The following is a 19,238-nucleotide window of genomic DNA, read 5'->3' on the forward strand; positions in this document are numbered from 1 at the left end:
ACCACAAAGATATTGAAAAGGAATCATTATCATATGAATTATTAAAATCAATAAAGAATAAGTTAAAATTGCATGGAATTTAATAACAGGTATGTATTCATTGAAAATATAGAGTAGTTTTACAGGCGTTCGATTTTTTAAACAATAACCAATATTATAAGTCCAGAGATGGCAAAAATCATGAAGTTTAACTTTATCTCAATCCTGTTACTCAATTTTTTATATCTGATTTGTTTTAATTCTGGTTCTACCTTTGCTCAAAAAACGGTCAGTACCAATAAAGGAAGTTTCTATTTACACTGGGGTTATAATCGTAGTGCCTATACGGAAAGTGATTTACATTTAGTTGGAAGAGGCTATGACTTCACCATAAAAAACATGACCGCTTCAGATAATTATGAAAAATTATCACTGGTTTATTTAAACCCGAAAAAATTTACCATTCCACAATTTAATGTACGTTTCGGATATTTTTTCAAAGACAATTGGTCACTTAGTTTTGGTTATGACCATATGAAATATTTAATGGACCATCCACAGCAGGTTATGTTGGATGGACATATAGATTCAGGGATTAGTGAATTATGGAGCGGTGATTATACAAACGAATTAACAACTTCGGATTACGACCATATACATTATGAAAATTCAGATGGGTTAAACTACATACGATTTGAATTGGCTCGCTACTTCAACTTACTTGCTCTTGGCAAAAATGATTGGTTCAAAGTAAAAGCACAAGCGGCAGTATCTACAGGTGTCATTTTATCTTACAATGATTTTAATTTCGCGGGGAAGTTTGACCGAAGGACTATTTCTTTATCTGGATTTGGTCTTTCATTACATCCTGGATTGAGATTAGAATTCATTGATCATATATTTTTGCAAACTAATTTATCCGCAGGCTTTATTCAACAAATCAAGGTACTGAACAGACCTGGAACTAAAGAATATCATGCAGACCAAAAGTTTGGTTACTTGGCTTCTGAGCTTGTTATCGGCTATACTTGGAGAATTAATCGAGAAAAGAATTAAACTTTAATTCATAAAAAAGCCGTTCTACAGATGTAAAACGGCTTTATCATTTATAGTTTTTTTTTACATTCTTTGTCTAACTAAATCTTCCAAACAGTCAATAAATCTTGGATGATCATTCGTACTCGGCACCAATTGAACTTTTTCTCCTCCTAATTTTTTAAAGTCTTCGTCGTACTCCACACCTATTTCAACAATTGTTTCTAGACAATCGGCTACAAATGCAGGACTAAAAGCCAAGATACGTTTACTTCCTTTTTCGGCCCATTCTTCTATCACTTTATCAGAGAATGGAGTCAACCATTTTTTATTTAAACGGGATTGAAATGCTACGGTATAATCACTTTCTTTCAAGCCTAGTTTTTCAGCAATTAAACGGGTTGTAGCATAACATTGCGCTTTATAACAGAACCTGTTTTTGTCATTCATTTCCGTTTCACATGGTTGGTCTTCACAGAGTCCATCGTCGTAAACCTTATCTACATGTGTATCTGGCAAGCCATGGTAAGAGAACAAAATGTTATCGTAGCTCTTTACATCAAATTCTTTGGTTCGCTCTACAATAGTATCGATATATGCTTCATGATCAAAGAAATCGGGAACGGTTGAAATTTCAGGAATCACCCACCATTTACGTATAATATCCACTGCTTTTTCAATTGCTGTACCACCAGAAGCGCTTGCATAATGCGGAAATAACGGCAAAATGATAATCTTATCGTAGTTTTCACGACGCATTTCTTCTAAGACATCTTCCATTCTAGGTAAACGGTAACGCATAGCCATGTGAACCGTAACATCTTCATCCTTGAATCGTTCTTGTAGTAATTTAGTTTTGCTTTCCGTATATTTCAACAACGGAGAAACGCCACCACTCAATTCCCATAGTTCTTTATAGATTTCAGTAGAATTTTTGACCCTAAACGGAATGATAATTCCATTAACTAAAAGCTTTCTTTTTAATTTTGGATAGTCGATAACGCGAGGATCGTTTAAGAATTCTTTCAAATAAATCTTAACATCCTTTTTACTTGGACTATCTGGAGTACCTAATTGTATTAATAAAACTCCTGTCTTTTTTCTATTCTTCCCCATTGATATCAAATATGATAATTATTCCTCTTCTACAACACAGCAAATATAATAAGGTTTTGAGATTCTTAAACAAAGAAGAATTCTAAATAAGTAGATGGATTATTCCTTGACTTAAAAAACTGATTTACTCAACTTTTAAAGGCTACAAATAGCCTTCAACGAAACAATATACCTTCTGGAAACCGCAATGGAATCTTCTTTGGTCGAATTTTCACTTCTTCCGAATTCACATCTGTTTCTTGAATTAATTTTTCTAAACTTTCTGTTTTTTCATAAGCATTAATTGCTTGTTTTGAGGTATAAACACTATCGATATCAAAATAAGAAAAATAGCTATTCTTAAAATTCAGTCTTGTGCCTTGCAAATCTAGATTCATCACTATTTCTAACTCCTCGGTTAAATAAGCCTCTTTATAATTTTTATTCGGATTTGAATATTCTACATGCGTAAAGGGGAAGGATAATATATTTTTACTGGGATCACCTTGCTTGTAAAAACTTGAAAGGAATAAATAAGTTGAATCAGATTTATCGTAGCTCTGCTTGTATTCATTTCCAATAGTATTAAATATGAAATGCGTTGTATCAGCGGAAAAAAACTGTAATTCATTGGTATTTTTATTAATGGCCAACTTTGAGTTTAGTTTTCGGTATTTATTAACTTCAAAACGGTCAAAACTAATTCCATTTACAATGGATGACAATACATTTTTATGCGGTATGAGGGTGTTTTCAAGATTACTATAAACATCTTCTGTTAAAACAATAAAATCCCCATATTGAAGCTTTACAGGGTCTTTATAAAAAATAGCGTACTCGCCGAAAGCATCTTCAATAAACACATTGCATTTAAATATTTCAACTAAGGTATCAGACAAACGAGTCGTGTCCTTATGATGGATAATGTACAATTCCGCAAAATAAAGTTCACCACCTATATGTAGTCTTTCAGGTAATCGGTCCTGATTTACTTTAAATAACTCTTTACTTAATTTAACTTTATCAATAGGTTTAATTTCAACCTCGTCAAGTAATTGAATATCTTGAGTAATGATTGTTGTATCTTGGTTTACCGTAAATTTCCATTGAATTTCTGTAACTAAATCCTTAATCAACACTTCTTGATTTCGGTATTTATTTTCCAATACCAACTTCCCTTTTCTGTTGGATACAGCAATGATTTCAGCATCAATTTCAGCTATGCAATTGCTGTTGGGTAATCCATTTGAGTATTCTGTTTGAATTGTTATTTGCGCATAACTACAAAAAGTAAAAATGCAGAGTAGTGTAATTAAATAGGGTTTCATAAAAAATATATTTTTGGGTAAAATATAACTATTCTAAAGTACTTTTTTGTTAAAACAGTTAATTGTTTTTTTGGGTAAAGGCTTTATCATTCATTAAATTTCTGTTTCATTTTCGAAAGGTAAAAAACCTCATAAGAATCCTGATAAGTATTTATGAAGATAGACCTAACTCCGATTATTTTAATTTTATATAAATCATATGGATGGTCATCTATTTTAATTACAAATCCAATCTCAATTGTTCTTTTTTATACTTCTTACACCAAGCCTCTCTCGTTTCAGGACGATGTTTTGGAGAAGTTGTGTCAATGAAAGTACTTTTAATTTCTCCTTTACATATTGAATCGAAAATATGTTGAAATTCCATTTGAACTTCTGTTTGACCACAAGGAATATGGTATGATTCTAATTTTGATGTGAAGTAATCTACCGAAACTACAGTTTGACTGTCGGAACAAACTCAGGTTTATTTGCCAAATAGTCAAGTCTCATTTTTGGTTTTATTTAATCATAACAGCAAGCGTTTTCCTGTTGTCGTTTCAGTTATTCAACGTTCCTATTTTTTAAAACTGTTTTTCAAATGTTTCTCCATTGAAGGTGTATACATTTCCATCCCTCATTCCAAACCACAATATTCCCTTGTTATCTTCGTAAATTGACAAAGCAAATTGATTTGAAAGTCCATCTTTCTTTGTGTAATTGTGCATTTTTTCGCCATCATATTTCCAAACTCCTGCATCTCTATCACCAAACCAAATATTTCCATTTCTATCTTCCGCGATTGTAAAAACATGTTCAAGAGTTCCAGGTGGTGACTTATCTCCCCCTCTTCCACTTGTAGCGTGAATCAAGTTTTTTTCTTCCGAAAAATTAAGTATTGAGTCTCCTTGTTTTAGCAACACTCCTATCCCATTATTACCAATCCAAAGTCTGCCTTTAGAATCTTCGAGAATACTTCGTATATGAAGCGGTGCGATGGTTCTATCATAACCTAAGACCTCATCGTTAATGGTTGTAAAACCACTTCCATTGTAGCCAAATACACCTGCGTATGTAGCAAACCACATCATATTGTTCTTTCCTTCTGAAATACTTGTTACCACAAATAAATTATCATAATGGTTAAGGACCTTATGCGGAGGAAACGCCAAATATTCTAACTTTTTTCCATCCCATCTATAAACACCTTCCTTTATTCCAGCTGCAAACCAAAGGTCATGATCAGATTTCATCCAATCACCCTGTAAAGGTTTATTAGGTCGCATTGGTAAAATGCTTTGTGCAGTTTCCATGTTTACTTTGGTGTGATTTTTTATCCTTGTTCCATCGAAACTGCTCACTCCTTTTTGAGTTTCAAACCAAATAACACCTTCTTTATCTTCTTGTATATGCAGAATTTGATTGTCCGTCAATCCATCTTGATTCGTATAGTAAGTGAATGATTTACCGTTGTAAACCGCGACTCCTTCTTGAATACTTCCAAACCAATAATTCCCTTTGCTGTCTTGAAAAATGGAACGAATACTTGAAGTAAATTTTAGGGTATCCGTTTTTGAGTTGTTTACAAAATACGATTTATTCGTTTCATTTTCGGGTGTTTTCTTTTCAACACAAGAAAAATTCAAGGTCAATATGAATAGTAGATAAATCAATTTTTGCTTATTTTTCATTTTGGGTTTTGCTATATGACGAATAACATGGGTCTGCGCACAAACCACATTTTCACTCAAATATAACAATTACAAGACAAATAGGAGTAATTTAAAGAGGTGTTATTTCTTGAATCAAATAAAAACGAAAAATGATTTTCTTTAATTCTAAAACACTAAGCTGGAACTTTATTTCGATTTGCAGAAATCTGCGCGTTATTTTAAATAAATTCACTTTGATGTTATATTCTTCGGAATAATCATGCTTAAACAACTTCTTTTCTCCTTTTCATCAGCACAAAAAACAAAATGGTGATTAAGGTAGCAAAAACAATTCCGATCCAAATGGAAATCCCGATATCGAATCCGAATCCAATTGTTGGGTCATAAAACAAATAAGTAGCAACAACCGATGTAATGAAAAATGCTGGAGCCAAGGCAACCATGAAGTGTGTTTTCTTTTGATAAAGATAAACCGCTCCAATCCATAAAGCAATTGATGCGGTAACTTGATTTGACCAGGAGAAATAACGCCAAAGCATTTGGAAATCAATTTTGGTAAGAATAAAGGAGATAACAAATAATGGAATAGCGACTTTAAAACGATTTACTAACGCTTTTTGATCGATTTTAAGATAGTCTGCAATGATCATTCTTGCTGCTCTAAATGAAGTATCACCGGAAGTTATGGGCAAGACAATAACTCCCATAACTGCAATTGTCCCCCCTACAGAACCTAAAAAAGCGATGGCTATTTTATTTACCACAGCAGCAGGACCTCCTTCAGCAAGTACAAGACCTAAATCTTCTCCTTGAAACAAACTCATGGCCGCCGCAGCCCAAATCATAGCGATTACCGCTTCTAAAATCATCATCCCATAGAATACTTTACGACCATCTTTTTCATTGTCGATTGTTCTTGATATGATGGGAGATTGAGTAGCGTGAAAACCTGACAATGCACCGCATGAAATGGTTAAGAATATCACCGGATAATAAGGAAGGTTTTTAGGATGAAGATTTTCAAAAGTCAATTCGGGAATAGTATGTCCTGAAAGAAAAATACCAACACCTATTCCCACTGCACTAAGGATGAGTAAAAATCCAAGAACTGGATAAATTTTACCAATAATTTTATCAATTGGCAAAACAGTTGCAACAATATAGTAGAAGAAAATACATAAAACGATAATCATAAAATAAGAGGTTTCACTTCCTATCAACTCATTGATCATTTTACCTGGGGCAGTAACAAAAACAGTCCCAACAAGTACTAATAACAGTAAGGTAAAGAAATTGACCACATGACTAAAAGACTTTCCTAGGAACTTTGAAGCTAATGCTGGCAAGTGTGAACCTCCATTCCTAATGGATATCATTCCCGTTAAATAATCATGGACACCACCTGCGAAAATAGATCCAAACACAATCCATAAAAAAGCAGAAGGTCCATATAATACTCCTAAAATAGGCCCAAAAATAGGTCCAACTCCTGCTATATTTAAAATTTGAATAAATGAATTTCTATTGCTATTCATTGGGAGGAAGTCCACTCCGTCATTTTGGGAGTGAGCTGGTGTTATTTTTTGCGCATCTGATCTAAATGTTTTATCAACGAATTTTCCATAGATTATGTATCCAAAAAGTAAAAGAACCAAGGCGGATAGAAATGTAAACATAGTTTAATCGTAAAGTTTCATTTTTTTACAATATACATGGAACAGCTTAGTATTGATAAAATATTGCCTTATTTTTTTATTCATCATTTAGAATAATCCAAAGAGTTTTCATTTAAAAACCGCCTCAAAACAAAAGAAATCATTTATCTTTGATTTCGTTAAAACAGAATATAAAAGGATAATTTATGGCACTAGATAAGATTGGAATTGCAAAACGAATTGCACAAGAATTAGAAGATGGTTTTTATGTGAATTTAGGAATTGGTATCCCTACATTGGTTGCTAATTATGTTCCTGAAGGAATTCAAGTTGAGTTTCAATCAGAGAATGGAATTCTTGGGATGGGAAATTTCCCTTACGAAGGAGAAGAAGATGCTGATTTAATCAATGCCGGAAAACAAACCATAACTGCCCAACCAGGCGCTGTTTATTTCGATTCTTCAACATCATTCGGAATGATACGTGGAAACCATGTTCAATTGACTGTTTTAGGCGCAATGGAAGTTGCAGCCAATGGAGACATTGCCAACTGGAAAATTCCAGGTAAAATGGTAAAAGGAATGGGGGGAGCGATGGATTTAGTAGGTTCGGCCGAAAACATCATCGTAGCAATGATGCATACCAACAAAAAAGGAGAATCTAAGCTTTTATCAGAATGTTCTTTGCCTTTAACAGGTGTAAACTGTGTAACTAAAGTTGTAACAAACCTTGCTTATTTAGAAGTAAAAGACGGAGCGTTTCACCTTATAGAACGTGCACCAGGTGTTACGGTTGAGGAGATTAAAGCAGCAACTGAAGGTGATTTAGTTGTTCCTGATAATGTTCCAGAAATGAAATTAGTTTAAAAATGGTTATTCTTAAAAGTAGAGAAGAGACTATCTAGAGGGATGACTGTTTTTTAAATTCATAATTATTTAATACTGTAAACATCAACGAATTCAAGCTTGTTTTTATACTTGCATTTCATAAAAAACTTAATAATATGAATTTTAAAATCTTTAAATCCCTGTGTGTGAGTGTGTGTGTGCAGGCTTAAGTCTTTGGGCTAACGGTCAAGATTTAACAACAGTCCATGTAGTTCAGGAATTAAACTACAGTAGTATCCATGTTTACATTCTCCAAGATGGTCAAACTCAAAATCATTACAAAAGCTCCGCCAGTAATGAAGACATCCTCAATATAGGTAATACAGTGCAATTAGATTTGGATAGCGACAATTCTAACAAACCTGTTTATATCGATGGAGCTAAATCTAGTTTAATAGCCATTGAAATCGAGAGGAATTTCAATAATGATGAAGGTGGATTTAATCTAACTGATGACATCCTATATCACCTACCATATCAGGAAGGTGATATTTTATTTTTTGAAAATTCTCAACATATAACCGATTTGACAGAGTTATTATATGCTCAAGAAGAAAAAAATATCGAAGAGAATGAAAATCTGCAAGATTCTTCTATCCTATTTGCATTTGAGTCAAAGTTTCCAGACTTCAAATCATTTCGACTTCATTTAGGGAATCGTTATTCAATACAAGAAAGAGATGGGTATACTGATGATGAGTTAATAGAGTTTTATAATTATGACCACATCAATGATGACGCCTTAAAGTCTTTTTTCAACGAGTTTAGAATGATAGGTATTGGAGATAGTATATACTATTATCACAATACTAATGAAGTTATCATTTTTCATAAAGAATACTATAAAGGTCGAATTAAAGCTAAGTTTCTAAGTCTACTTAATAAAGATAAAGATCTTCTTGATAATTATAGAGGTAGTCTTCTTATGGACTCATATCTTACCATAGATGGTGAAATTAACATAAATAATCCATTATTTATTATTATTTCAGATCCAAATAATTCTGATAGAAAGATAGAACATAAAAGTCAAGTCTATGTAACTTATCCTCCAGCAGACTGCGAAAACACAAGTGCTAGAATTGCTCTAGAAGCAACAGTTAAAGAGTTTGGATATATAGACTACAATGCGTCTCCCGGAGACTACATTGATGAAAAAGATATTTATAAAATACCTTTAAGAACAAGAAATGCTACTGTGGAGATAAAATGGAAAGGAGCAAATAGTACAGGAAATGATATACAGATCATTAACAACTATGATGGCAAAACTATAACTCATAATTTTATAACACCAGGAACTTATGAAGTTATTTCAAGAATAGAATATACCGACACAATATTACAGGAAACCGTTGTTTTAGAAGAAACAACACCTGTTAAGGTGTCAGGTGACGTATGCACTACTGATGAGGATTGGGGTTATGACAATGAGAAAACTAGTACATGGAGGCTAGATGGTAAAGCATGGACATCAAACAATCTATTTGGCAAACATATTGGCTCATATTCTCATGCCTACGAAAAAAAACGTGGGAAGTGGAAAAGAAGAAGAATTAATATGTCTACTCGCATTCAAGGTCGATATCGAAATTCGCAATGTATAGAGAAAGAACTTGTAGTAGGCTTTAAACCCGGAAATAGAAGAAGAGTAAGAAAAGTGAAAAGTAGAGGTTTCTTAAATTACAAATCTTATTCTTTCGGAAACGAAGCAGATATTTACTCAGGTCATAGAATAGACAGTAAAGGGCTTTCATTCATAATAAAGCTAACTCCATGCCCTTAAAAATCGCATTTTTCATCTGTCTTTTGTACTTAAACAAAATACATTCGCAGATTTTTTTTTATGAAAATAATTTCAGTTTTTCAACGTCAATTAATTTTGACGTTGAAAAACCTTTTGATATTGACCCTTTAGAAAATCGAATTACAAACAGCTTATTGATTGGGATCGAATCAAAGAAAATATTTAATTTGCTTTACTACAATGTGGGTATAGGGTATCAACAGAATAGATTCAAACAAGTATTTGAAAATGAAGTTCACACTAGTAGTTTTTATAACTTTTCTACACTTGAACTAAAAATACAAATAGGGTTAGGTATAGAAAAAAAAATAAACCAAACTAATTCATCTATTTATTTCGAATGTGGTTTCTCGCCCGACTATCTTATAAGAAAAAAATACGAGATAGAAAATGCAAATAAAATACTCATCTATCAATATAATGGACAAAACATATTCTACAGCAATAACATTAGACTTAAAAATTCGAGTAAATTGATTAGCCTATTTTCTCCTTATTTTAATATTGGGGCAAAGGTTCAAATCTCAGAAAGAATACTCCTAAGAACATACTGCCAATTGGTTCTTGGAGATAATTATATTGTTAGTTCAAGCTACACTTTTCATTCTACATACCCAAATGCGATTGAATTCTCAAGAACACAACTAAACAACACTTTAATCAAAGTTAACCGCCTTAATATGGGATTTAGATTAAGTTATTCGTTATGAAATATTTTTACTTATTAGTTTTAGTTTTCATTTCGGGCAAAATATTTAGCCAAACTGAAATGAAATATACAGTTTCAATTGGAGCACCGAACAATGGATTCTTTGGATCGGGGACACATCCAGAATATTATTTCGATCTTTTTGCAAACAAAGAACAAAAACCCAATGCTTCTTTTGATACTGAATATATGTTTAAGTTTAGTCAGTCTCTCAATCAAAAAAGGAAACTTTTTTTAAATGTAGGGTTTGGATTTGGACAAACTTTTTATGAATTACGTTACCCAAAAGGAGGAAATCAAAAATTAAATGAAAGTTTCCATTCTATTTACAATTATAGATTTTTACCGAGCTTAGGTTTAGAGAAAAGAATCAATTTGGGTGAAGATTTGCAAATTAGTTTTGGTATTGATTGGGCTCCTAGAATTTACAAGGATTACACTAGGGAGTTTGAAAATGAAGAAGCACTTGTGTTTTCTGAAAATAGCAGCGTATCCTATTCTGTACAGTTTAAAAATAAAAAGGAGCAATACAAGGTTGAAAACAATCCTATTATTTTATTTAGATATCTATTGAGTCTTAATTACAAAATTAATGACCAATTGGATTTGATAGTTCAGTTTCAAATGAACAGAAATTTTAATGAATACTTTAGTTTTAGAGTTGCTGAAACAACTATTGGTGACACATTAAAAGTGAACGCTTATGGATCTCCTAATATACACTACCAAGACCATGTCGTCGACTCAGAAAAGATAACTACTCACTTTTCGTACATAGGAATTGGAATCAAACAAAGGCTAAATTGGACAAAGTTTAAAGAAAACTTGTTAGTACATTAACTAAATAAACTATTTTATCTTTATAGAATTGTAATTTATTTTTTAATTGGTTAATGCAGGAAAATTGTTTATTCTGGATAATGTTCCAGAAATGAATTTAGGATAATTTGTATTGGGTGATTTGCGTAGGGGCGTATTGCAATACGCCCCTACGCTACACAAATCTATTCTATTCTCAAACTAATATCCTCAACATAAGGGATTGATTCTTCTTGTGTTGCATTCAACAATTTAAATACATACTTACCTTTTATAGGAAAGGCTTTAGAATCAAATCTCAATCTACTTTCAACCAATGTTCCAGAAACCTTTCCGATCCATGAGCCATCAGGATTAGCCAAAGGAATTTTCTGAGCAACCTTAGATGTTGTTCCATCAGGGGCTGTCACCAAAATATAAATCCACAAATCGCTATACAAGTATTCTTTAGTTGTTCTTAATGACAATATAAAGTCATGGACTTTTACTGAATCATCTACATTCACCTCGAATATCGCGGTATCTCCTTTATCCCAAGATTGGTCTTCAAAAGTATGGGCTTGATCATAATAAGGCTGCTCTCCACAGCTTTGAATGGAGAGTACAAGCCCTAAAACGGCAATGATCGAAACGAACTTATTTGCTTTTATCACTTTCATTGTTCCCTTTACTTTTTGGCGTATTCGCGTCTCCATTTTTACGTGGCGGACGTCTCTTCGTTGGCCTCGGTTTCTTTACTTCACCTCCCTTAACTGCTGAAGGTTTACCACCATTACTTTTATTTACAGGTTTTTTCTTCCCTGTTGTATTCGACTTATTCGAAGGCTTTCCTTTCGCTTGAACCGGTTTCTTGCTGTCTGTTTTTACTGGATTTGGCTTTTGCCCTGTTGGCTTGGTATCCTTAGACTTCTGCTTCGGTTTCGGCTTTCTCTTTGGTTTAATATTGTCGTCTGGTCTTTTACCTTTCGGCTTTGATTTATTTCCAGCTGACTGAACATCCTTAGGCTTATTGCTTCCATTCGGTTTTGGTCCTCTACCCTTCGTATGTTTTGGTGTGTTTGCATTTGCTGAAGGCTTTTTCTTGCCTCCTTTACGTTTCTTTTTCTTGTTTTTAGCAAACTTTTTATCAAAACGATTCAAATCATCTTGACCAACAACATTAGAATATTCTGGTGTCTTCGGTGCTTTTGTTTCAATTGAAGAGAGGTCAAAATCTTTCAAATCTTCAGGTTTCTTCTTCTCTTTGTTCATTGCAATAATCTCCTTAGCACGTTCAGGTGAAAGGGCGATCAATCCAGGGTTCGTTTTATCATCCGTTTGATGTAAATACCACATCAAACCTTTAAAAACATCTGTTTTGATATGAATTCCAACGCCTTTTTTGGTATAGAGTTTAATATCAGTAGACGGAAAGCTTTTCAGCTCATCAATATACATATCCAACTCATAATTCAAACAGCATTTCAACTTCCCACATTGTCCAGCAAGTTTTTGCGGATTCAATGAAAGTTGCTGATAACGTGCAGCACTCGTACTCACAGAACGGAAATCAGTTAACCAAGTAGAACAACACAATTCACGTCCACAAGAACCAATTCCACCTAAACGGGCTGATTCTTGACGAGCACCAATTTGTCTCATTTCGATACGTACACGGAAAGATTCCGCCATATCTTTAATCAACTGACGAAAATCAACTCGCCCATTGGCCGTATAATAAAAAGTGGCTTTTGTTCCATCCCCTTGGTATTCGACATCAGATATTTTCATATCCAATTTCAAGTGAAGTGCCATTTCACGTGCCTTATGCATCACGCTTTCTTCATTCTTACGTGCAGCAACCCATTTATCAATGTCCTCTTGCGTGGCGTGGCGAATTATCTTTCGTGCCTCATGAGTTTTGAAATTTGGTGCTTTTTTTTGAAGCTGTATTCTGGAAAGTTCTCCTACAACTGAAACCACCCCAACATCATAGCCAGGGCTAGCTTCTACGACGACCACGTCGCCAACATTTAGTTCAAATCCTTTTAAATTTCTAAAAAAAGATTTTCTACTATTCTTAAATCGTATCTCAACTATATCAAATTGACTTTTTCCGTTGGGCAATTGCATATTTGAAAGCCAATCGAAAACGCCAAGTTTATTACATCCTCCAGAACTACAGGTCCCATTACTTTTGCATCCGCGAGGAATTCCTCCTCCAGATCCACAACTTGTACATCCCATAGTTATATTTTTCTCAAAAATAACAAATATAGAGGAGAACTACGAATAAAAAAATGATATGTACAGCCGATTTGTCTTTCGCTTCAAAGTCATTTTTTATTCCTTGGATGATAGCTGATTATTGCATCACGAATAAATGACTGATCCAAATGTGTGTAAATTTCTGTAGTTGTGATAGATTCGTGTCCAAGCATCTCTTGAATCGCTCTTAAGTTTGCTCCACCTTCTATTAAATGTGTCGCAAACGAGTGTCGAAAAGTATGTGGACTTACTTTTTTTTGCAATCCGATTGAAAGGGCTAAATTTTTCACAATTGTAAATATCATTACACGGGTTAATTGTCGACCTCGTCGGTTTAAAAACACATAATCCTCATGTCCTTTTTCAATTTTCATGTGATTCCGCGTTCCAGAAACATAAATATTAATTTCTTTCTCAACACTTGGACTCACTGGAACTAATCGTTCTTTATTTCCTTTTCCTATTACACGAATAAACCCTTGTTGAAAGAAAATATTTGAAAACTTTAAATTAATTAATTCACTTACACGTAAACCGCAACTGTATAATGTTTCTAACATTGCTTTGTTTCGGTGACCTTCTGGCTTACTCAGGTCAATAGCACCAATCATTTCATCGATTTCTTCAATGCTCAAAAAGACGGGTAATTTCAACCCAATCTTTGGAAGTTCAAGTAAACTACTGGGATCATCATCGAGAATTCCTTCCAACACTAAAAAATCAAAGAATTGCTTTACACCACTAATAACACGTGCTTGTGAACGTGCTGACAGTCCAAGATCATATAAATCAGAGATAAAATTCTTCAACACCTCCAAATCTACTTTTTTGGGCGAAATTGACCTTGCCGAACAAAAGTCACTCAGCTTTTCTAAATCACGTTGATAGGCAAAAATTGAATTTTCTGCTAAACCTCTTTCGATTTTGAGGTAATTCACAAAATCACGATTGTATATCTTCCATTCATTCACAATTTAAAATTAATAAAAAAGAAGTTACCTGCGCTATAACGGATTTATCATTATACAACAAACAAGGTAAAAGAAGCTCAATACAAATGGAACATGAAAAAAATGATGTTCTTAAAAAGACTGGCATGCAGCTAACTTGCACAATCTATTTTATAGAATTTTCTTAATATTGTAGCAAAGCAGCGGAAATTAAAAACAAAACATGAAGATTTTAATCATCAACGGACCAAATTTAAACTTGTTGGGAAAACGTCAAACAGAAATCTATGGCGAACTTTCCTTCGATGATTACATCAAGAGTTTAAATAAAAACAATATTCAAATTTCCGTTTTCCAAAGTAATATTGAAGGAGAAATCATCAATTGCCTTCATGAAAATAATGCGGATGGGATCATCATTAATGCAGGAGGATATACACATACTTCCGTTGCGATTCGGGATGCAATATCATCCATTGAAACTCCGGTTGTAGAAGTTCACATTTCCAACATTGCAAGTCGTGAATCATTTAGACATGAAAGCTTAATTAGCCCAGTTGCAGTCGGCTGCATTTTTGGTTTTGGAATGAAAGGATACGAACTAGCCCTTGACTATTTCGAAAAATCAAAGCACTAATCAACAAAGAAACGCTTATTCAAGCCATTAAAAGCTTTTATTCGTTTGTAAAAATACGCCCATAAAAGTGATGCCTTATAAAACCCTGTTGCATTATAGTCTGTACTTTCTCTTTTAATCTGCTTTCTTTTGATATTCAACTTTTGGAGATTTGCATAATATGCAAAGTGAGATTTAATTATTGCGATTATATGTTTAAATTGAAAGCTTGTTAAGTATTTCACACCTGCAATTCCATCTAGCACAAGTCGATAAAAAATCTTTCCGAATAACCAACCACGGTAATTCTTATGAATCATAAATAAGCTATTTCGAAAATTCAAATAGGTTTTTCGAGGATTCTCATAATTCAGCGTTCCACCTCCAACATGATATACTTTTGAAGCAGGAACAACATAAAAGGCATAGTTTTGTTTTTTCGCTCGCCAACAGAAATCAATTTCTTCCATGTGTGCAAAAAAGTCTTCATCTAATCCACCCAATTCATGATAAACTTCAGCACGAACAGCCATGCAAGCACCTGTTGTCCAAAAAACCTCTTTATCATTATCATATTGACCAAGATCTTCTTCAACTTCGTCAAAAATTCGTCCACGACAAAAAGGATAAAAGTTTTTATCAATGAATCCTCCACTTGCACCTGCATGCTCAAAATGAGATTTACGATTGTAGGAAAGAACTTTAGGTTGTACACCTGCAATATTCGAATTACTTTCTAATTTTTCAACCAATGGATTGAGCCAATTAGGTGTTACTTCAATATCTGAGTTAATTAAAACGTAATAATCGAAGCGACCTCTCAATTTAGAGAGACCATCGTTATAACCTTTGGCAAAACCACCATTACTTTGATTAACAATAAGCTCAACCGTTGTAAAGCTTTTCCTTACAAAATCAACACTCCCATCTGAGGATTGATTATCAACAACAACAATTGATGCATTGGGAGTATTTTGAATTAAATTAGGAAGGAATTGCTTTAAAAAGTCTAGTCCATTCCAGTTGAGGATAACAACTGCTGTTTTCAATTTCAATCGCTTTTTCTAGTAACTATTGTAATATCTTGAAGAATTTCCTCCGAAATGTTCATTAGCTCCACCATCAGGATCATCTAAATTTTGATCTGGAGAATTACGTTTATTTAATGCATATTTCCATCGGTAATTTTGTAATTCACCTAGCATATCACTATGCAACAAAGTATAATCTTTATTCAAATTCGTTTTACTATAGAATATAAATCTTCGATTTGAGAATTGCTTAATCTGGTCATATTGCCAAATTTCATAAGGATACTCGGAAGGAGAAGATGGTTGTTCATAAACATTATTTGGAGCACCATATTCAAGATACACACGCCCTCGGTCGGTTTCAAATCCAACTTGATAATTTGTAGCGAATAGCTTTTCTACTTTTTGTACTTGCGCCTTATATCTCATCCAACTTTCAAAAGGATTTTCAGGGTTTGTTTGTTTCCAGAAAGCCTGCAGATACTTTTTATTTTGAACACTGTCTTTTTCTTTCAAAAGAGCAATAAGGTTTTTCACCTCACCTTGTCTAGAAATTGGAATTAAACTCGCTACATAATATCCTGTAGAATCATTTGGAATAGAAGCCTCAAAAGCTGGGTCTACAACTACAGATTCAAAAGCAATGCTATTGACTTCATCTGTATTGTTTCGGTCAAAATCAAATGTAGAACGTGCCAGAACTTTCTTTTCACGATTCAATAAATTCAATTCAACTGCATAAGAACCTGTAGGCAGCATGCTAATATCTATCACTTTAGCGATAGGTCGAATAGGAGAAGTTGTATACCTGAAGTAGCGTGTATATTTATCTAAATCAAAATTTACATTCCTTCCAATCAACTTTTGCTCTACGATATATACTGAATCATTTAAAGCCTTATCAGTGTTATAAACCTCAGAATAATAAAGCAAGTTTTGAATTTCTGTAGGATAATAATTACCAATCATTGGGATTACATCATAACCAACCTTTGTAAAAATTGATTGCATCTTTGGATTTGCGACCATAGATTCTGCAGCAGTGAAAGAAGAAAAGATCACATCTTTTGAAAGATCATCAATTTCAATCGATTTGGTTACAGAAGTTGGTTCTTTCTCTGAGTTCACATCCTTTATAGACAAGTCATATCTATACTCCCCTGGTTTTAAAAGGTATTTTTGAATATCATGAAAATCTTCAACAAGACTATCAATCACCAACGGACTTTTAAGAAGGTATTTATCAGCAACAATTACAGTATCATTTTTTGAAAATACTTGACTTACCTCCACTTCTGCAAATTGTTCTCCTTCTCTTTCTATGTATTTCAAACTGTGCCCTACAAAGTTTAGTTGAATTTCAATATAATTTCCAGCATCTGGAGCGTAAAACTGACCTTCACTTAAAAACACCTTTAGGTTTTTATCTTGTCCAAAGCCAACAAAAGCTAGGAATATCGTTGAAATCAATAAGATGATATAATTTTTCATATTTTAAAATTGTCTTTATACAAATCTAGTCAAAAATAGGATATTCAACAAAATAAAGCCCTATGTTGACTACAATGTTGAATTGGTTGAGGAAAAGAAAAATTTATTAATTTCTTAAACCTTGATAATCAGACAAAAGAAAAAAAGTTTTATTTTTTTTCAAAAAAGTGCTTGTCAATAGAAATAAAGTAAGTATCTTTGCAGCGGAGAAATGGCAGAGCGGTTGAATGCACTGGTCTTGAAAACCAGCATACCGAGAGGTATCGGGGGTTCGAATCCCTCTTTCTCCGCAAAAGAAAACCCATAACTTGAAAAAGTTATGGGTTTTTTCATTTAGTATAACAACTCAAGACTTCATGTCTTGAAAGTTGGAGGACTAAATGAAAAAACCAAACATCAACCAAAAGGCGATGTTTATGGTTTTCATGTTTGCATAGGACACCCTTTTATGGGATCATGAAATAATCCCAAATCACAACTTAATCACTCTCAAAAAGTTTATTATTAAACAACTCAAGACTTCATGTCTTGAAAGTTGGAGGACTAAATGAAAAAACCAAACATCAACTAAAAAGCGATGTTTATGGTTTTTATGCTTGCAAAGGATGACCTCTTTTGGGATCATGAAATAATCCCAAATCAGAGCTTAATCACTCTCAAAAAGTTTATCGCAAAAGAAAACCCGCAACAAAAATGTTACGGGCTTAGAATTTCATATAATTCACAACTTATTAATCTACCACTTTCAAAGAGTATAGTACAGCTCTTATCCTATTGATATCAAAACTTGCTGACATTGTTGGGGGTGCATCAAGATATCCACTGATGGCTACAATGGTTTCTCTGCTTGGATGTTTGAAGTGAAAACTCCAAAAACGTCCACCAGAAGGTTCTGCTTCTCCAGTAAACTTAAACAAACCTCTAAATTGATAACCAGTAATGTCTCCAATTTTTAATTTTTCATATTCTGGTATTACAGCTGGATGGTCTTGCGTTCCCATATAAACTCCTTCCATTTCATGTCGAGCATGATATTTCAAAATGGTATCACGCATCATCATTAAATTATCTGGATGCATTTGTCTTTCATCAGTAAAGGGATATTGCCAAATCATTACTCCTGTTTGAATGAAATTAGCACGAGAAGTACTGTATGCACCTGTAGTTTCTAGATCCATTTGTCTTGTACGATCAGGAAACATTACAATTGCATATTCGTCATCAATTGATTCATACGAAAACCTCCCAGGTAAAGTCAAATCAATTCCGAATTTCTTTTTCAGTTTATTTCGTGTCTCAACATTTTCATGTTCAGCATGTCTAAAAAACTCTCTTTTCCACTCTTGTTTTTCATACACTTTAAACAAATAGTCTATTTCCTTTTCCAACAAATCATACAAATCGCTAACATCATGCGCTTCTAACTTAGTATACATTTGAGTTTTTGCATAGTAATTTTCATAAATACGCATTTGAGGATCTCCATTTTCTATTTGCTCATCGATATTCAATTCGATGACATTTCTTAAACGCGTTGAAAGCCTTTTAAAATCTTCTGGAGAACGTTGGTAAATTTCGAAATATTGCGTCAACGGATAGTACGGCCTGATTGGAGCAGCAAAAACAGAGTCCATTAATTCTTCAATTTCCTTAACATATTCTGTAGACTCTGCAACGATGATCAATCGTCCTGGCTTACCAGTATATTTAGAAACAGCATTTAGTTTAATGATATCTCTTGGACTACGTGGGACTGTATCTTGCTTTTTCTCTGACTTCTGTTTTTCTTCTACTTGTTGAGTCTCTTCATCTAGACATGATGAAAAAAGTAAAGTAATTGTAAGTATCGTTAACCAATATTTCATTTTAGATCTTTTTTATAAAGTCAAATTACAAAAATTGTGCTAAACAAACCAAGAAATACGAAACAAGCGAAA

The 19,238-nt window shown here is 33.5% G+C and carries 16 protein-coding genes and 1 tRNA gene; 6 read left to right on the top strand and 11 right to left on the bottom strand.

Annotation, left to right across the window (positions count from 1 at the left end):
• The first annotated feature begins 168 nt into the window (after nt 1-168).
• A complete protein-coding gene (locus DXU93_RS00770) occupies nt 169-1,035 on the top strand; it encodes a TonB-dependent receptor (RefSeq protein WP_116879336.1) in 867 nt (288 codons plus the stop codon).
• Nucleotides 1,036-1,098: 63 nt separating this feature from the next.
• Here the strand turns inward: DXU93_RS00770 and hemH are convergent, their stop codons facing one another.
• From hemH to DXU93_RS00790, 5 genes are all read right to left on the bottom strand, one after another.
• Nucleotides 1,099-2,130 carry a ferrochelatase gene (gene hemH, locus DXU93_RS00775; protein ID WP_116879337.1) on the bottom strand — a complete coding sequence of 344 codons (1,032 nt, stop codon included), beginning with the start codon at nt 2,128-2,130 and terminating at the stop codon, nt 1,099-1,101.
• Nucleotides 2,131-2,285: 155 nt separating this feature from the next.
• Nucleotides 2,286-3,437, bottom strand: a complete 1,152-nt coding sequence (locus DXU93_RS00780) for a hypothetical protein (RefSeq protein WP_116879338.1) — start codon at nt 3,435-3,437, stop codon at nt 2,286-2,288.
• Between the two features lie 220 nt (nt 3,438-3,657).
• Nucleotides 3,658-3,804, bottom strand: a complete 147-nt coding sequence (locus DXU93_RS14980) for a hypothetical protein (protein ID WP_165851305.1) — start codon at nt 3,802-3,804, stop codon at nt 3,658-3,660.
• Nucleotides 3,805-4,000: 196 nt separating this feature from the next.
• Nucleotides 4,001-5,107, bottom strand: a complete 1,107-nt coding sequence (locus DXU93_RS00785; protein WP_116879339.1) for a ligand-binding sensor domain-containing protein — start codon at nt 5,105-5,107, stop codon at nt 4,001-4,003.
• Nucleotides 5,108-5,352: 245 nt separating this feature from the next.
• The gene (locus DXU93_RS00790) at nt 5,353-6,765 is read right to left on the bottom strand and encodes a carbon starvation CstA family protein (protein ID WP_116879340.1); all 1,413 of its coding nucleotides are present in this window, start codon (nt 6,763-6,765) and stop codon (nt 5,353-5,355) included.
• A gap of 185 nt (nt 6,766-6,950) precedes the next feature.
• On the opposite strand from DXU93_RS00790, the gene DXU93_RS00795 reads away from it, so the two are divergent.
• The 3 genes from DXU93_RS00795 to DXU93_RS00810 all read left to right on the top strand — a co-directional run bounded on the left by DXU93_RS00795 (nt 6,951) and on the right by DXU93_RS00810 (nt 10,987).
• Nucleotides 6,951-7,610, top strand: a complete 660-nt coding sequence (locus DXU93_RS00795; protein WP_116879341.1) for a 3-oxoacid CoA-transferase subunit B — start codon at nt 6,951-6,953, stop codon at nt 7,608-7,610.
• A 163-nt stretch (nt 7,611-7,773) separates the two neighbouring features.
• The gene (locus DXU93_RS00800; protein WP_123776005.1) at nt 7,774-9,417 is read left to right on the top strand and encodes a hypothetical protein; all 1,644 of its coding nucleotides are present in this window, start codon (nt 7,774-7,776) and stop codon (nt 9,415-9,417) included.
• 790 nt (nt 9,418-10,207) lie between these two features.
• Nucleotides 10,208-10,987 carry a hypothetical protein gene (locus DXU93_RS00810; protein WP_123776006.1) on the top strand — a complete coding sequence of 260 codons (780 nt, stop codon included), beginning with the start codon at nt 10,208-10,210 and terminating at the stop codon, nt 10,985-10,987.
• Between the two features lie 164 nt (nt 10,988-11,151).
• Here the strand turns inward: DXU93_RS00810 and DXU93_RS00815 are convergent, their stop codons facing one another.
• The 3 genes from DXU93_RS00815 to xerD form a co-directional block, all read right to left on the bottom strand.
• On the bottom strand, nt 11,152-11,625 hold the full coding sequence (locus DXU93_RS00815; protein WP_165851306.1) for a gliding motility lipoprotein GldH: 474 nt from the start codon (nt 11,623-11,625) through the stop codon (nt 11,152-11,154).
• On the bottom strand, nt 11,603-13,192 hold the full coding sequence (locus DXU93_RS00820) for a PSP1 domain-containing protein (RefSeq protein WP_116879346.1): 1,590 nt from the start codon (nt 13,190-13,192) through the stop codon (nt 11,603-11,605). The genes DXU93_RS00815 and DXU93_RS00820 overlap by 23 nt, the downstream gene beginning before the upstream one ends.
• A gap of 89 nt (nt 13,193-13,281) precedes the next feature.
• Entirely contained in the window at nt 13,282-14,184 is a 903-nt protein-coding gene (gene xerD, locus DXU93_RS00825; protein WP_116879347.1) for a site-specific tyrosine recombinase XerD, read from the bottom strand.
• 202 nt (nt 14,185-14,386) lie between these two features.
• Here xerD and aroQ point away from each other — a divergent pair, with 202 nt between their 5' ends.
• Complete coding sequence (gene aroQ / locus DXU93_RS00830) at nt 14,387-14,800, top strand: type II 3-dehydroquinate dehydratase (RefSeq protein WP_116879348.1); 414 nt, start codon at nt 14,387-14,389, stop codon at nt 14,798-14,800.
• Here aroQ and DXU93_RS00835 read toward each other — a convergent pair.
• Together DXU93_RS00835 and DXU93_RS00840 are read right to left on the bottom strand one after the other, a co-directional pair.
• Entirely contained in the window at nt 14,797-15,828 is a 1,032-nt protein-coding gene (locus tag DXU93_RS00835) for a glycosyltransferase family 2 protein (RefSeq protein ID WP_116879811.1), read from the bottom strand. The two genes, aroQ and DXU93_RS00835, sit on opposite strands and share 4 nt — an antisense overlap.
• Nucleotides 15,829-15,843: 15 nt before the next feature.
• On the bottom strand, nt 15,844-17,301 hold the full coding sequence (locus tag DXU93_RS00840; protein ID WP_116879349.1) for a GWxTD domain-containing protein: 1,458 nt from the start codon (nt 17,299-17,301) through the stop codon (nt 15,844-15,846).
• A gap of 205 nt (nt 17,302-17,506) precedes the next feature.
• On the opposite strand from DXU93_RS00840, the gene DXU93_RS00845 reads away from it, so the two are divergent.
• A tRNA-Ser gene (locus tag DXU93_RS00845) sits at nt 17,507-17,591 on the top strand.
• Nucleotides 17,592-18,032: 441 nt separating this feature from the next.
• Here the strand turns inward: DXU93_RS00845 and DXU93_RS00850 are convergent.
• The gene (locus tag DXU93_RS00850) at nt 18,033-19,166 is read right to left on the bottom strand and encodes a DUF4837 family protein (protein WP_116879350.1); all 1,134 of its coding nucleotides are present in this window, start codon (nt 19,164-19,166) and stop codon (nt 18,033-18,035) included.
• Nucleotides 19,167-19,238 lie beyond the last annotated feature (72 nt).

The organism is Brumimicrobium aurantiacum (assembly GCF_003402975.1).
In the GTDB taxonomy this organism is placed as follows: domain Bacteria; phylum Bacteroidota; class Bacteroidia; order Flavobacteriales_D; family Crocinitomicaceae; genus Brumimicrobium; species Brumimicrobium aurantiacum.